The organism is Siminovitchia fordii DSM 16014 = CIP 108821 (assembly GCF_000374565.1).
GTDB classification, from domain to species: Bacteria; Bacillota; Bacilli; order Bacillales; family Bacillaceae_C; genus Siminovitchia; species Siminovitchia fordii.
The window spans coordinates 39,323-54,878 of sequence record NZ_KB894691.1; the positions used below are offsets into that span (position 1 = coordinate 39,323).

A 15,556-nucleotide genomic window follows, 5' to 3' on the forward strand; every position below is an offset into this window, starting at 1 on the left:
AGGTGCTGGCCGCCATAGAGAGCCCATAACGCCGATGTTCGTTGAAGCAGGAAAGATTATTTTTTTCCTACATTTCCTAAAAAAGCAGGGGGGAACCTGTTTTGTTAATGCTAGCAGTTAAAATAGAACCGGTCACATGCAGACGTGGAAGCTGAAGGTCAACGCATAGATTTTTGGGATCCAAAACCCGTGGTTTACTCAGTTCGATCGCAGATCCCTTAATTATCGTTAGACATACGACAAATCCACATACAAAATGGCGGAGGATTCACCCCCGCCGCGCGCTGTCTCTATTATAATTTTTCCTTCAAATCTTCAATAAACGCTACAACCAATTGTACCGCATACTCCAGATCATCCATATGAACACAGCCAGTAGCTGAATGAATATAACGGGATGGGAACGATATACAGCCAGCCATTGCCCCTTTTCCCCTGATGCTCATTGCCCATGCATCTGTTCCGCCGTTCAATACTGCCTGGCGCTGGTATGGGATACTATTTTTTTCCGCAACATCAACGAGTTTGCGGGTCAATTTTTTCGGGACATTGTTTCCGTGTCCTGTATCCGGAGTCCAGTCATAGAACATAATAGCCGGACCTCCGCCAAGTGTAACCGGGATATCTTTTTCAGAAAGAGCCGGTGTCCCTCCGGACAAGCATACATCCAGAGCGAGCCCAATATCAGGCTGAATTTGCCCGGAGATCGGTTCAGAACCACGGATGCCCATTTCCTCCTGTGTTGTTCCAACTCCGTAAACCGTTGCAGCAATCTCTTTGTCCGCAAGACGTTTCATGACTTCAACAAGAACAGCACAAGCTGCACGGTTGTCGACCGCTTTTCCGGTAAAAATTTTGCTTCCGTTCAGGAATTGCCCCGTCCGCTCAAAAGTGATATAGTCTCCAATCTGGACGCCCAAAGCGTGGGTTTCCTCTTTGCTGCTTGTACCGACGTCAATGTACAACTCGTTCAGCGGGATAGCCATTTTCGCTTCTTCCGGTGTCACAATATGCGCCGGCTTTCCGCCAGTGATTCCGGTGACAGGCCCTTTCTCTGTATGAATGGTCAAGACCTGGTTAAATGCGGTGCGGCTGTCATGGTAGCCAACTGGCAAAAAGTAAATGAATCCATCAGAGTCGATATTATGAACTATATAACCGATTTCGTCCATATGGGCTGCCAGCATGATTTTCAAATCAGGATTGCTCCCTTTTTTAACAAAAACCTGGTTGCCTAGCGCGTCTTCGAAGTAATCATCCGCAATCGGCTGCAGGTGTCCTTTCAAACAATCGGCGACGCGTTCTTCATCTCCTGAAACTCCGTGGATGGCATCAAATTGAACCAATAAATCAGATAGTGAACTCATACTTCCAACCTCCAAAACTATTATTCTTCATCATACAAATGACATGCCACGTAATGGCCCGGTTTAACTTCCTGGAAGTTCGGCACTTCCTTTGTACAACGGGCAAAACATTTCGGACAGCGTGAAGCAAAACGGCAGCCGCTTGGTGGGTCAAGCGGACTTGGAATATCCCCTTCCAATATCACTCTATCTTTCTTTTCTTTTGGATGATTGACAGGTATTGCATCGATCAATGCCTGGGTGTATGGATGCAAGGGAGTTTCGTACAATTCTTTTACATCTGCCATCTCAACCATCTGTCCCAAATACATGACGCCAACCCGATCACTGATATGCTCTACTACACTCAAATCGTGGGCTACAAATAATATGGTCAAGCCTAATTCCTCCCGAAGCGATGCAAGTAAGTTTAAAATCTGGGCTTGAACTGAAACATCCAACGCGGATACCGGTTCGTCCGCGAAAATAAATTTCGGTTCGACTGCCAATGCTCGGGCGATAACGATTCTTTGAAGCTGTCCCCCGCTGAATTCATGAGGATGGCGATCCATTGCATCCTTTGGCAGCCCTACCTGTTCCAAAAGCTCCGCAATTCTTTCTTTCGCTTTTTTTCCTGTCGCAATTCCGTGGACTTTCAACACTTCTTCAAGAGATTGGTAAATGGTCATCCGCGGATTAAGCGACGAATACGGATTCTGAAAGATCATCTGCATCTCACGGCGGATATCAAGCAGATCCCTGCCTCTAATATCCGTAATGTCTTTACCCATGAAGTGCATGCGCCCTTCCGTTATTTCTTCAATTTTTAAAATACATCTGCCTGTCGTGGATTTTCCGCATCCACTTTCTCCGACTAATCCGAATATCTCTCCCTCTTCAATGGCAAATGAAATATTGTCAACAGCTTTCAGAAGCTGGGTATGTTTCCCGAGAAAATTTGTTTTTCCTGCCGGGAAGTACTTTTTCAGACCCTCAACTTGTAATAACGTCGACACAGCGCTCCTCCCCTTCCTTTTTAAACTGCCCGGCCACATGGCATGCAACCCAATGTGAAGGAGTCAATTCTTGTAAAACAGGCTTTTCAACCTCGCAAATCTCAGTCTTGAACTTGCAGCGTGCAGCAAATGGACAGCCCTTGATCTCTTTTGTAAGATCCGGGGGTGAGCCTTCGATCGGCTGCAGTTGTTTTTGCTTTTCTCCAAGCTTCGGTCTTGATTCCATCAATGCCTGAGTATAGGGATGGAGCGGGTTATCAAAGATAACTTCCACGCTCGTACTTTCAACGATCTCCCCCGCATACATGACGGATACGGTATTGCAAATTTCCGCCACAACCCCCAAATCATGGGTGATCATAAGAATGGCCATTCCATATTCCTTCTGCAGTTCTTCCATCAAACGTAAAATTTGCGCCTGGATTGTTACGTCAAGTGCTGTTGTCGGTTCATCCGCAATCAATAATTTCGGTTTGCAGGCAAGGGCGATGGCAATCATCAAACGCTGCAGCATACCGCCGCTGAATTCATGCGGATATTGATGGTACCTTTTTTCCGGAGAAGGGATCGATAAACCCTTCATGATTCTGATCGCGTCTTCTTCAGCCTGTTGCTTCGTCATCCCTTTGTGGTAGCGAAGCACCTCTGAAATTTGTACGCCTACCTTAATCAACGGATTCAAGGAAGTCATTGGATCCTGGAAAATCATCGATATATCATTTCCCCTGATTTTTTGCATCTGCTTTTCCGTCAGGCTGGCAAGATCCTTTTCTTCAAATAAGATTTCTCCGGAAGAGATTTTACCCCGCTGGCTTTCTACCAGTCTCATAATCGACTTGACCGTAACACTTTTGCCGCTGCCACTTTCGCCCACGATGCCCATCGTTTCCCCAGGGCTGATTGAAAAGTTAACTGATCTGACAGCATGCGCGATCCCACGTTCCGTCTTGAATTGGGTGGATAAATTTTTTACTTCAAGCAATTGCCCCATCATATAACCCCCTTTACAGAAATTCTTTTACTGTCGGTGCTTGATTCCGGTAACTGCCACAAAAATTACCGTCACAAAGGATGATAAAAACAATTCAATGATTATTCCCGCCATCAATCCTTGTTGGATCATAAAATATATCCCTGCTGCTGCACAGGCACTTACAGCGACCCATACAATAAACGGTGGTACAGGTATTTTTTTGATCGAAAAGATTGGAACCATGGCTGCCCAAATGAAAGAAAAGTAAAACATGACATCCAAAATCGTTAAATCGGGAATGAAAGCAGCAATAAGCACCGCAATGATCACTGTTCCTACTTTGATGGCGGCACTGAACTGCCCAGACTCCTGGTGTATCACATAGGTTGAAATGGAAGAAAACATTATAACAATCAGTGTCACGACCAAGAGGGCGCCTCCAAATTGCCCGCCAAATTGTTGGACAACATTGAAACTCACTTCATCATTCAATGCTGGCCAGACCGCCGACGCTTTTGCAACAAAGGAAAGAGTTCCAATAGATAACGGAAGAAACATCCATATAAGGGGCGTTAGAGTAAAAGAAAGAGCCCTTTTTGTCTGTTTGATCTTCGAATAAATACTCCAAATCTGTTCATTCAGAAGGTTGTGCGCCGAAAATCTGACACAAAGGATGACAACAATCAACCAGCTTGAGGGCTCATCCAAAATCAGCATGTCAGTCGCTAAAAAGTCCACTCCGGAGTACACTGTCGGAACACTCACTTTTAAATAAACCAAAGTTGGTATCAAAACAGTTGTTACCAATGATAGAATCACAAGCATCAATGAACCGGGATACTGATTCTTATTTCTTGCAAGAATAATAAACTGATAAAAAATGACCAGCATGCAAGCCGCAATAATAATATTCAGGCCGTAAAAAAGTTTGATGATCATTTTCCCTGCCAAGATGAAGATTAAAATGTTCTCCAATTGGCACAGCCATTTGAATGCCTCAAGCATTTCCTTCTTGCGGCCGAGCATTCCGTCATTTCTTTTCAAAAGCAGGTAGATGAATAAAAAACTGGCAATCCCCGCCAGACAATAGCCAAGTAAACCGATTACCCCATATTCATAGGAAGCTTGTGATGACGCCAGAAAGGTTACAAGGCCTATTGACTGGCCGAGCAGTGCGACAATCCCTCTTCCTAAGCCGAACTCGTCAGTCAAATCCGAATTGCTTTTCTGAATGTACCGAACTCCCAATAGCAGGAAAAACAAACTTAAAAGAATCGTTATCTGCAGTGTTATAAACATGGATGCCTGCCATCTTTCTTTAATCGATACTGACTGGGTGAGATGCCCTCCAGCTTCCGGAAAGTCGATGAAAAGTAATCCGGGCTGCTGAATCCGACATGGTTGGATATGAATTGAATGGAAAGATCTTTGTTTTCCAACAATCCCTTTGCACGCTCAATCCTTATTTTCGTCAACACATCAACGAACGTGACTCCCAGGTTATTCTTAAAAATACGGCTCAGATGTGAAGCGCTAATATGGACGGATTTTGCCAAATCATTCAAGGTGATGGAGCTTGCATAGTTGGCTGATAAATAATCAAAGCATTTCTGAATAATCGCTTCATCTTTATTTTGTGTATCCTGAATGGCGCTGTAGAAAGACCTTTTCAAATCTGCCGGTGAATGAACAACCTCACCAACCCCAAAGATCCACTCGACCCCTTGAAACCTCTCTGACAAAAACATTTTGAGAAATGAAAGCTTTTCTGTGATCTCATGGGTTTCGGATTCCTTGCTTTCCATCAAATAAACCCAGTGACCCTTGATTGGATGGGGTACCGAAATCGTTTTTTCTAATCCTTCGCAAAATGCTGCATCCCACTTTTCTTTTTCGGGCTGCGTTTCACTTTTTATTTTTACAACAACCACAACACTGGGCTGAATGGGAAGGTTTAAGAAGTTTACATACTCTTCGTTCGTTTCATCCTGCAACCAGCTTTCAACGGCTGTTTGCAAAATAAAGGAATATTCACTTCTCATCCATTCAATTTCTTGGCACATTTTTTTAAAAGCCTCGATAAACTCTTCCGGCACAACAGGTTTCAAAATATAGGCAGATGCTCCTGAAGCGATGGCCTCCTGAGCATATTGAAACTCTCCGTACGCTGAAACAAGCATGACCTTCAAATGCGGCCATTTATTCTTAATCCTTTTTAATATCTCAATTCCATCCCAGCCGGGCATGCGGATATCCAGGCATACGATATCGATTTGGTGCTTTTCCAATTGGGACCACGCAGCCATGCCATTCTCAGCTGTAAAAATCTCAAGTAAAGGATCAAAAGATAAAAGAATACTTTTAAGGTTTTCGAGTTCCAAAGGTTCATCGTCTACTAGTAGTATCTTCATCGTAATCCTCCCTTGTCCAATGTCCTTGATCCAGCCCTTCTTGATAAAAAATCTTCACCTGGCTTACCGTTTCATTTCCTTCCCTCTTTATTATCAACCCGCTTCTGCTGCCAAACTGTTCTGTCAAACGGGAATGGACATTTTTAAGCCCAATATGAAGATGTTCTTCGGCGGATGGAATACCTTTCTTCCAATCTTCAAAGCCTTCAATCACTTCATCGCTTATCCCCACACCATCATCTCGTATTTCGATGCATAAAGCGTCTGGGCCGGATGCAGCCGAAAGTGTGATACGCCCTCCGTCAATCGCCGGCTCGATACCATGAATGCAGGCATTCTCGACCAAAGGCTGGATCACGAGCATCGGAATTTTTTTGTCCAGTAAATTTCCGGGCATGTCCAACGTCCAGTCAAGCCTGTCTCCGAAACGAAGCTTTTGTATGGACAAATATTGTTCAGCGTATGTCATCTCGTCTTTTAATGGTATTAGTGAATCCTCGTGTTCCAAATGGTAGCGCAGCAGAGACGATACCGAGTAGATAGCCTGCTCGGCTTCTTTATTTTTCTCCAACCGGATCAACGTCGAGATGGTATTCAATGTATTAAAAAGAAAATGCGGACGGATTTGAGCAGATAGATGGAGCAGCTTTGATTCGTTCAACAGAACCTCCAACTCCGCCCTTTTCTTCTCAACTTCCAAATAATCCACTTCTTTTTCTGTGATCAGGATGATGACAATGGCGGTGAGGCTAATCATTCCGCCAACAATGCCTAAAATGATCAAAGTCGTAAAAAGGTTGAGTGATAACAGCATACGTCCTCCATTAATGCAAGAGTCATTGTTTTCGCTGTTTCGGATCAAGATGGCTTTGCAGCCCGTCTCCAAATAAATTGAAAGAAATAACCGTTATCATGATGGCAAATCCCGAAGCAAGGGCAGCGTTGGGAGAAACAAGTAAATATTCTCTCCCTTCTGACAACATATATCCCCAGTCCGCTGTAGGCGGCTGTACCCCAAGACCCAGAAAGCTGAGTGCGGCCAAATCAATGATGGCATACGCAAAGTCAATCATTACTTGAACAATGATGGGGGAAATACAGTTGGGCAGTATATGCCGGAAGATAACACGTGCGTGGGAAAAGCCCAGAGACCGGGCTGCATCCACGTATGACTGCTGTTTTTCGACGAGAGTCACTGATCTGACTAGTCTGGCTATCATTGGCACATATACAATGCCAAGTGCAATCACCGCGTTTTCAAAACCGCGCCCGAAAGTAGCGACAATGATGAATGCCAAAAGAATGGTCGGGAATGCAAGGATGACATCCCATACACGGTTAATAATATTATCGATTTTTCCTCCGAAATATCCTGAAATCAATCCAAGCGGGACACCAATCACTACGGAAAATAACACAACAAGCAGGGCACCAAGTAAAGTCGTTCTTGTTCCAAATATGACCCTGCTGAGTATGTCCCTTCCTTGCATGTCGGTTCCAAACCAATGAGCTGCCGATGCCGGTTCCAGTGATTTCTCCAAATCCTGGGCATTGGGATCATATGGAGCAATGAGTGGTGCCAACAGCGAAATCATTATGATCATAATAATAATGATTCCGGCAATAATAGACAATTTATTTTTGAAAAAAGGCGAATGCCAAATACTTCTTTTTTTATCCTGTTCATTCAACACCTGTGCAGGTGGCTGGCTTTGTAGTTCCATCGAATCCCTCCCCTCTATTTATAACGAATTCTTGGGTCGATCACGGCATAAAGGACATCGACCAGCAGATTAATCAAAAGGAATGCAACGACCATAAACAGCATCGTACCTTGAACGACAGGGTAATCACTTGTTTGTACTCCATTGATAATGAGACTTCCCAAACCGCCAAGACCAAATGTATATTCGACGAGGACCGTTCCTACAATCAATACCCCGATTTGGATTCCGGTTACAGTCACCAGTGGTACGAGCGCGTTCCTAAGTGCATGTTTTAAAATAATGGCATTGCGCGGCATTCCCTTTGCCACTGCTGTTTGTATATAATTCGTATTCATCACTTCGATCATTCCGCTTCTTGTGATGCGGGAATTGAGCGCAATCATATTAAAACTCAAAGCCAATGATGGCAATAACAGATGGACAAGATTATCTGTAAATCCCTCGCCGGCTCCGAAGGCAGGAAGCACATCAAGATGATATGAAAACAGCAAAACGAATAAAATTCCCGTAAAGAAAACTGGTGAAGAAACACCGACAAAGGCAAACATCGTCGATAAATGGTCCATCCAAGTATTTTTCTTGATGGCGGATAATATTCCCAGAGGGATCGCTATCAGTAAAGTAAAAATCATACTCATCACTACCAACTGCAAAGTGAGTGGCAGCCGTTCAATGATCATGCTTGTGACAGATTGCTTCATTTTATAGCTTTCGCCTAAATCGCCTGTGGCCACATTTTTCAGCCAGATGGCATACTGTTCAACAATCGGCTTATTCAGATGGTATTTTTCGCGAATATTATCCAGCACTTCGGGCGAGGTTTGGTGTCCGCCTGCCATGATAAGCGCGGGATCTCCCGGAACCATTCTTGACATGCCGAAGATCAGGATAGAAACAATGAATAAAATAGGAATCAAAATAATTAGTCGCCTGGCAATATAACTGACCATACTCACACCTCCTGTCAGGGGGTCTGACCCCCGGTGGTTTAAAGTATTAATGCATTAAAGGGGATCTGACCCCAGGTAGAAAATGAGAGAAACCCCCTTCTTCATTTGAAAAAGGGGAATCTCCGTTGACGTTTCTGCTATTATTTCAATTTAATATCTTTCAAGAAGCCATCCCAATACCATAATGGGGTAATATGATAGCCTTCCACATCATTTGTCATGGCCATCATTTGCTTTTGATGGCTGAGAGTAATCCACGGAGAGTCTTCCGCAATGATTTTTTGTGCTTTAATCATGAGTTCCGCACGTTTTTCATCATCAATCAATTCATTTTGCTCAGCCAACAGCTTGTCGACTTCTGCATTTTTGTAATTGGCATAGTTAGCTCCACCGTCTCCCGTATTGACGGAATGGAACAATGGATGCAAGTTGCCGGATGGATCCGGGAAGTCGGCACCCCAGTTTTGAATGGCAATGTCGTAATCTCTCGCTCCGCCAAACGTCCGGGACATTAACTCCTCACCGGTCAGTTTTTCAATCTCAAGATCAATTCCTAGCGGCTTGACTGCTGCTTGTAGGGACAAGGCGGCGTTCATGCGGAGTGTATCACCGTCAGTGGAAATTTTCGCTTTGAATCCTTCCGGGACACTTGATTCCGCCATTAGCTTTTTGGCTTTTTCAATGTCATAAGAATAGTTTGGCAATTCTTTATACGCCTGTTCCCATTTATCTTTTGCAAATGTCCACATCACTGGAGGAACAGTCGTTCCTTCTGCAGGAATTCCTGCATCTTTAATGATCTGTTTGATGATCTTTTCTTTATCAAGCGCATAGTTCATCGCTTGTCTAACTTTTGGATCGTTAAATGGTTTTCTTTGTGTGTTGAATTCAATTCCATCAATCAGGTAACTATCCGAAGTATCCAGTCTCACATTATCCATTTCTTCGATTTTTCCAAGCAAATCCAATGGAAGTTCGACTGCTATATTCAACTGGCCTGTTTTTAAGCCGGTAATTCGCGTTGTTCCTTCCGGAATAACCTTGAACACCGCTTTATCCAAATAAGGCCCGCCTTCTTTGTTCCAGTAGTTTTCATTCTTTTCAAGTACTATTTCCGAACCTGTCTGCCAGCTGACAAACTTAAATGGTCCCGTACCGACAATTCCGCCTTCTGGCTTGCCGAAGTTGTCTTTATGCTCATCATAATATGCTTTGCTAATGACGTGTCCTGCTGTAGTCGCAACGGCATACTTGAACAATGCATCCGGTTTGGACAATGTCACCTTGACTGTCCAATCACCTTCTTTTTCTATTTTGTCTACATTATCGAACATCCAGCCTACGTATGACGCTGTTTTAGGATCCCTTATTCTTTCCAATGAAAAAATGACATCGTCTATGGTCATAGGAGTACCGTCGGAGAATGTGACATCATCGCGCAAATGATAAACATACGTCAGTTCATCAGGGTTCTCCCAATCCTTCGCCAGATTCGGCTCAAGATCACCTTTTTCATTGAATTTCAATAATCCTTCAGTAATTTGATTCACTACAGGTCCAGTGGCGAAGTCATATGTGAACGCAGGGTCCACAGCCACTATATCCTGGGCCAAGCCGATTGTAATTGTTCCACCGGATTTGCCTTCGGATTTGGAGTCTGAGCTACTTTTTCCTGAACATCCAGTAAAGACAAGCAGCATGAAAACGCTTATCATTACAAGGATCGCTTTTGTTTGCTTTTGCAACTTTTGTCCCCCTCTCTTACATTTATCAAAATTATAATGAACTTTCGAAATTAAAAGTTTTAAAATCTGATCATATTTCCCTTGAAATTTTATCTAAAATTAATTCTCAATAGGAAAAAACGCCCTTTTTCAGGAGGCGTTTTTGTCTTTCTTTTTTCTTCTTTTCAAAACAAATGCTATGGCTAAAAGCAACATCGGCAAAAGCAATTGGATAAAAGTCGAATAATATGGGAATGTCTGAAAGTCGTATCGGGCAATCTCCATCGTGCTTGGCATTCCCCAAAAGGAGAACTGTACAATCAATATTCCCAATGGCCAGACAAGCGGCCGGTAGTCGGAAAGATTCAGCCATTGGGCAGTCCCCAGGGCGGTAACGTAATAAAAGACGGAGATTTTGACAAAGGCTCCAGCAATCCATACTGCCATGATTACAGCCTCCATATTCTCAAAGAATCCACCAAGGCTTGCATACCGGCCGACATTCATTAATGGATAAATCTTGTTGGACGTTGCATCACCCAGTATAAAAAGAACAATCAAATTCACGATCACCAGTGAGAGCATGACTCCTGAAACAGTGAAAAGCCCATACTTCATTCCTTTTTTCATATCTGATAAATAAGGGAGAAGAAAGCCGATGATAAAAAACTCAGCGAACCATCCAGTGGGTGAAATGGCACCTTTTATGGCGGGAATCCATCCGTCTTCCAAAATTGGCAAGATATTTTGGAATTGAAAGTCGGGCGCCAAGAAAAGAGAAGAAAAAATGATCGGCAGCACGAATACCGGAAATAGCAGCTGACCTGTCCTTGCCATCACCTCCACCCCTCCATATATGCAGAACCCGCAAAGCAATACCATCGAGGATATGATTACTATTTGGGGAGTCTTGAGCAAAAAGGAGGTTACGATAAACTCACTATATGACCTGGCGATTGTTCCAGTGAGATCCAGGTAGAAATATAGAATAACGAAGCCCATCATTTTGCCTACTATTTTTCCCGAGACAGCTTCACTGATTTGGATAATGGTTTTTCCTTGGTACCTATTGTGAAGGCTGACTGCCAAAAAAACAGCTAAATAGCCTGCAAAAGATGCAAAGATGGGAGACACCCACATATTCCTGCCTGCGGATTGGGCTGTAAGGCTCGGCATAGAAAGGATAGCAGTGGCAATAATGGTGGGATACAATAATAAAGCCATTTGAAGAGCTGATATTTTCCCTTTTTCCATTATTACCACTCCTTACCATTATTGATTTATACTACTTTCCTATGAGTCGGCTGATCGGATGGAATATTGCTCTTTCCAAATGAGGAGGACCCTTTATATACTCCAAATTAAATAAGGATAGTATGAGACCTATCAGAAGCAATATCATGAAGGCTCCTTTGTCCCTCGTTGGATTGTTTTTGATCCCAGGCCATTGCAAAATGACAATTACTGCAACAACCACTGCTACACTGAAGAAATGTCCCCACATCATACTCATTTCTGTCCCTTTGTTTTAATCGGCTCATTGATATACCCTTGTCTGCGAATATTTGCATGGATGTGGAATTCAGTCTTCACTTCAGGAAAAACTTCCTCCCACCGACCTTCAACTTTCTTCCATTGCTGTGGGTATTTCTGATGAAATTCCCTTCCATACCCCACAACATCCAATCCATGTTCCTGTGCTGCCTCTATTGCCTTGCGAATCCGTTCTTCCACTTTGTCACGATACACTTTGTTGATTTTTCTTTCTGATTTCCTATCATCTAAATCTAATGTTGTTCCATTTTGCACAATGGTCCCTTCGGTATGAACATCTACAATCATCTTCCACTCTCCATTTTGAATGCGGGGTGTGAGATTTACTTCGGTTTTTACTGGGAAAATAGAGATATGCCCATTTCCCTCCTCTATCTCAAAAGTTACTGTATATTCCTTTAATTTATCAGTAATCCATAGCAATCCTCTCGTCGTTGATTCGGAAATCGTTCCAATCATCCGATCTTTTTTAAACAAGACAGTCCCTTCCAAAACTGTGTATTGGGTCTTTTTTCCGTCGCTTTTCTCCTTTAATATCTTTAAATAAGGAAGCACAACATTCTGGTCCTTAGACGTTAACATTGTATCAAGCTCCTGAAGTGTGACACTCATTCCATGTTTCTTGTTAGCAATTTCTCGGAGTGTTTCCGATGAAAAGCGTTCCAAGGTAGCCTTTGTATCAAGAATTTTTTTGGCTTTTCCCCGGCTGACCAATATGAAGGCTCTCTCCCTTGGCTGCGGGTGCCGAAGAAGAAAATCAACGTGTTCTTGTATACCATCTTTGGCAACTGCATCACCAAAAATAAATATTTTGCAAGACCCCCAATAAATTTTACGGGGCATTTCAGCTTGGAGCTTCGAAAGGGCTTCGGCTATATTCCTCCCTTTATGATAAGTGACCATCGTCGTCTGTTGCTCGCCTCCCCCAAGACCATTGCCACCCTCACCCCCTGTCATATTTTTAGGGATGAAAATTTCAAGAGAAAGCACTACTTGCCCGTCTTCACTTTTATCAATTCCTGTTGCAGTTACGATGGCCAGATCGTTTATTTCTATTCGGTCCCAGCAGCCGGCTAGAAAAAAAATGCCTCCGGCAAAGACAGCAAGAAAAATTGATTTTCTTATTAAAGAATTTTTCAACACTTTTCCCTCACTTTGGCCCACACTCTCTTCAATTCTCTGACTCACCGCCCCGAAGCGGACCCGGTTTCTGATTAGGAGCCTGCCGATACACATTCATCTCCTTATCAAGGTGAGGGCGTGTATCCATCATCCATAAAGGCGATCTCCAAAGAACATCCTTCAATTCGCGCTTCTTTAGCGGTGCTATCGGTTTCATATATGGCTCCCCGAAGGATCTTAAAGTGCATAAATGGATGAGAATCGTCAACATTCCGAGCATGATGCCCAGTAGCCCTAATAACCCGGCAAGGAAAACAAGTGGAAACCGGAGAAAGCGAATAGGGTATCCGATCGTATAGCGTGGAATCAAAAAAGATGCGATTCCAGTTGTTGCCACCACAATGACCATTGGTGCCGAGACAATCCCTGCCTGCACGGCTGCCTGTCCGATGACAAGCGCTCCGACGATACTGACAGCAGCACCAATTTGATTTGGAAGCCTGACTCCTGCTTCACGCAATGCTTCTAGCATCAATTCCAACAGGATCACTTCCACCAAAGCGGGAAATGGAACACTTTCTCTAGCAGCGGCAATGCTGAGAACCAATGGATCAGGGATCATTTCTTGGTGAAATGTTGTGATGGCTACATAAAGGGATGGAAGTAACAAGGAAATGGCGACAAATGTATAACGCAGCCATCGGATAATTGTACCTACAATAAAGCGCTCATAATAATCATCAGGCGACTGAAGCATCGAAAAAAAAGAAATCGGAGCGATCAAGGCAAATGGCGTCCCTTCCGTCAAAATGGCTGCTCGCCCTTCAAGCAAATGGGCGCTTACGACATCAGGGCGCTCAGTGGATAAAATTTGCGGAAATGGCGAATACGGATTGTCCTCAATCATTTCCTCAATATAATCACTCTCCAGAACACCATCAATCACAATCCGTTGAAGCCTAATTTCAAACTCTTCTATCAAAGTGGGACTTGCTAACCCTTCGATATAAGTAAGAACAACGCTTTTCTTTGTATAATCTCCGATATTGATCGATTTCATTTTAAGTGCCGGGCTTTTTATAATGCGCCGCAACATGGCCGTATTCACTTGAATCGATTCAACGAACCCCTCCCGCGGTCCCCTTATCACCTTTTCGGCCTGTGGTTCTTCTATATTCCGGATTTCATACTTGGACAACCCTAAGGAAATAGCAATTTTTTCTCCTTCAATCAATAAAATAGGACTCCCATTAGAAATTGACTCAACGCAGTCAGCTATAAGAGATACCTGTTTGATATTAGGCACGGAAATTTCGTTCTCGATCATCTTAAGCTCCAGCTCCTGCGGATCAATGATGTCTTTCCGTATAAGCGGATTGAGAACACTTTCATCCAGCCACTCTACATCTGATAAACCATTAATATAAATAACCATCCCTCTGAAATTGCCAAAAATCCAAATATCCCGGAAAACTACATCTGAACATTCTTTATAAATGGACCGAAAAACCTCTTCATTTTCTTTTAAGCTTCGCTGAAGGGTTTCCTTTGGTTTGGGCAATGGGGCTTGATCGTTTGTTTGGTGTTTATGTTTTTTCTTAAGTAGCCTTTGCACATTCCGAATCAAGCCGCTTCCCTCCGTTCAGATCTTTTTTTTATCTTTCTACAAATGGGATGATTTATACAGTAAATCCTAAAAATACCATGTGAGTCCTTCGGGTTTATTAAAAAGGGTAAAAGCCGAAGGCTGTTGAAGTCCCTCGGCTTTTAAAAAAGATCTGTGCAGATGTCCGCATTCATGAAATTGATTTTATTTGGTTTCAATCTTGCCAAAGAAAGGAAAGTGGTAGGGCCGCTAGCTTTTCCTATAAAGGGTGATCATAATATTGGCTTTTCCAGTACAAAAGTTAAACACACGGTTCCAAAAACAGCTACAACATCAAACAAGATCCATTACTCGGAAGGTAAAGAAATCAACATCCATTCTTCTTCATACCCCTTCTTCCTCAAAACGGTTAATGTCTTCGTTGCGGCCGATGACATATAGAATGTCCCCCTTCCGGACAAGAGCTTCTGCTGGCGGGGCAATCATAATTTCCTCCCCACGCTGAATACCCATCAGTACACATCCATATGTTGACCTTATACTTAATTGTACCAGTGATTTACCATCTAGCTTTTCAGATGCGATAATTTCAGCCATACTATAGTGGCTGGATAGCTCGATGAAATCGATCAGTTTATCCGAGACAATATGCTTAGCTATCCTTCTGGCTGTATCCCTCTCAGGCTGAATGACCCGATCTACGCCGATCTTCTCTAACACTTTACTGTGATAATCGCTTTGGGCCTTGGACCAAACGATTGGTACTCCTGATTCCTTTAACATTAAAGATGTTAAAATACTTGCCTCAATATTGTCGCCAAACGAGACAAATGCATGATCAAAGTTCTTAACCCCTAAATTCCGGAGGACAGATTCGTCAAGGGCATTTGCTCGAACCACTTGGGTCGCATACTTCGAATATTCTTGGACCTTGTCATAATCTTGATCCACTGCTAACACTTCAGAATCGGATTCAGCCAACGCTTTTACCAAATTTCCGCCAAAGCGCCCCAAACCAAATACAACATACTGTTTCTTCATAGACTCTCCTCATTTTTTAACTCCAGTTATTGCGTTTGTGTAGAAATGCTTGTACATGTCACCAATCTCTTTATGAATACCCGCCT

General features: G+C 43.2%; 14 protein-coding genes. All 14 read right to left on the reverse strand.

Annotation, left to right across the window (positions count from 1 at the left end; translation table 11 throughout):
- Positions 1–293: 293 nt before the first annotated feature.
- The gene (locus C509_RS0111035; protein WP_018706999.1) at positions 294–1,367 is read right to left on the reverse strand and encodes a M42 family metallopeptidase; all 1,074 of its coding nucleotides are present in this window, start codon (positions 1,365–1,367) and stop codon (positions 294–296) included.
- A gap of 20 nt (positions 1,368–1,387) precedes the next feature.
- Entirely contained in the window at positions 1,388–2,362 is a 975-nt protein-coding gene (locus tag C509_RS0111040) for an ABC transporter ATP-binding protein (RefSeq protein ID WP_018707000.1), read from the reverse strand.
- Positions 2,340–3,353, reverse strand: a complete 1,014-nt coding sequence (locus C509_RS0111045) for an ABC transporter ATP-binding protein (protein ID WP_018707001.1) — start codon at positions 3,351–3,353, stop codon at positions 2,340–2,342. The genes C509_RS0111040 and C509_RS0111045 overlap by 23 nt, the downstream gene beginning before the upstream one ends.
- Before the next feature lie 27 nt (positions 3,354–3,380).
- A complete protein-coding gene (locus C509_RS0111050; RefSeq protein WP_018707002.1) occupies positions 3,381–4,634 on the reverse strand; it encodes a hypothetical protein in 1,254 nt (417 codons plus the stop codon).
- Positions 4,625–5,746, reverse strand: a complete 1,122-nt coding sequence (locus C509_RS25140; RefSeq protein ID WP_018707003.1) for a response regulator transcription factor — start codon at positions 5,744–5,746, stop codon at positions 4,625–4,627. The genes C509_RS0111050 and C509_RS25140 overlap by 10 nt, the downstream gene beginning before the upstream one ends.
- Positions 5,721–6,560, reverse strand: coding sequence for a sensor histidine kinase (locus tag C509_RS23825; RefSeq protein WP_018707004.1), 840 nt, complete (start codon positions 6,558–6,560; stop codon positions 5,721–5,723). The genes C509_RS25140 and C509_RS23825 overlap by 26 nt, the downstream gene beginning before the upstream one ends.
- A 22-nt stretch (positions 6,561–6,582) precedes the next feature.
- Positions 6,583–7,470, reverse strand: coding sequence for an ABC transporter permease (locus C509_RS0111065; protein ID WP_018707005.1), 888 nt, complete (start codon positions 7,468–7,470; stop codon positions 6,583–6,585).
- A 14-nt stretch (positions 7,471–7,484) separates the two neighbouring features.
- The gene (locus tag C509_RS0111070; protein WP_018707006.1) at positions 7,485–8,423 is read right to left on the reverse strand and encodes an ABC transporter permease; all 939 of its coding nucleotides are present in this window, start codon (positions 8,421–8,423) and stop codon (positions 7,485–7,487) included.
- A gap of 140 nt (positions 8,424–8,563) precedes the next feature.
- Positions 8,564–10,168 (reverse strand): ABC transporter substrate-binding protein, encoded by a 1,605-nt coding sequence (locus C509_RS0111075; RefSeq protein WP_018707007.1) that lies wholly within the window; start codon positions 10,166–10,168, stop codon positions 8,564–8,566.
- A gap of 129 nt (positions 10,169–10,297) precedes the next feature.
- A complete protein-coding gene (locus C509_RS0111080; RefSeq protein WP_018707008.1) occupies positions 10,298–11,401 on the reverse strand; it encodes a GerAB/ArcD/ProY family transporter in 1,104 nt (367 codons plus the stop codon).
- A 31-nt stretch (positions 11,402–11,432) separates the two neighbouring features.
- Positions 11,433–11,660, reverse strand: a complete 228-nt coding sequence (locus C509_RS23830) for a hypothetical protein (protein WP_018707009.1) — start codon at positions 11,658–11,660, stop codon at positions 11,433–11,435.
- Positions 11,657–12,889, reverse strand: coding sequence for a Ger(x)C family spore germination protein (locus tag C509_RS23835; protein ID WP_169509205.1), 1,233 nt, complete (start codon positions 12,887–12,889; stop codon positions 11,657–11,659). The genes C509_RS23830 and C509_RS23835 overlap by 4 nt, the downstream gene beginning before the upstream one ends.
- Positions 12,873–14,450, reverse strand: a complete 1,578-nt coding sequence (locus C509_RS0111095) for a spore germination protein (protein WP_018707011.1) — start codon at positions 14,448–14,450, stop codon at positions 12,873–12,875. The genes C509_RS23835 and C509_RS0111095 overlap by 17 nt, the downstream gene beginning before the upstream one ends.
- 363 nt (positions 14,451–14,813) lie before the next feature.
- Entirely contained in the window at positions 14,814–15,470 is a 657-nt protein-coding gene (locus C509_RS0111100) for a potassium channel family protein (protein WP_018707012.1), read from the reverse strand.
- Positions 15,471–15,556 lie beyond the last annotated feature (86 nt).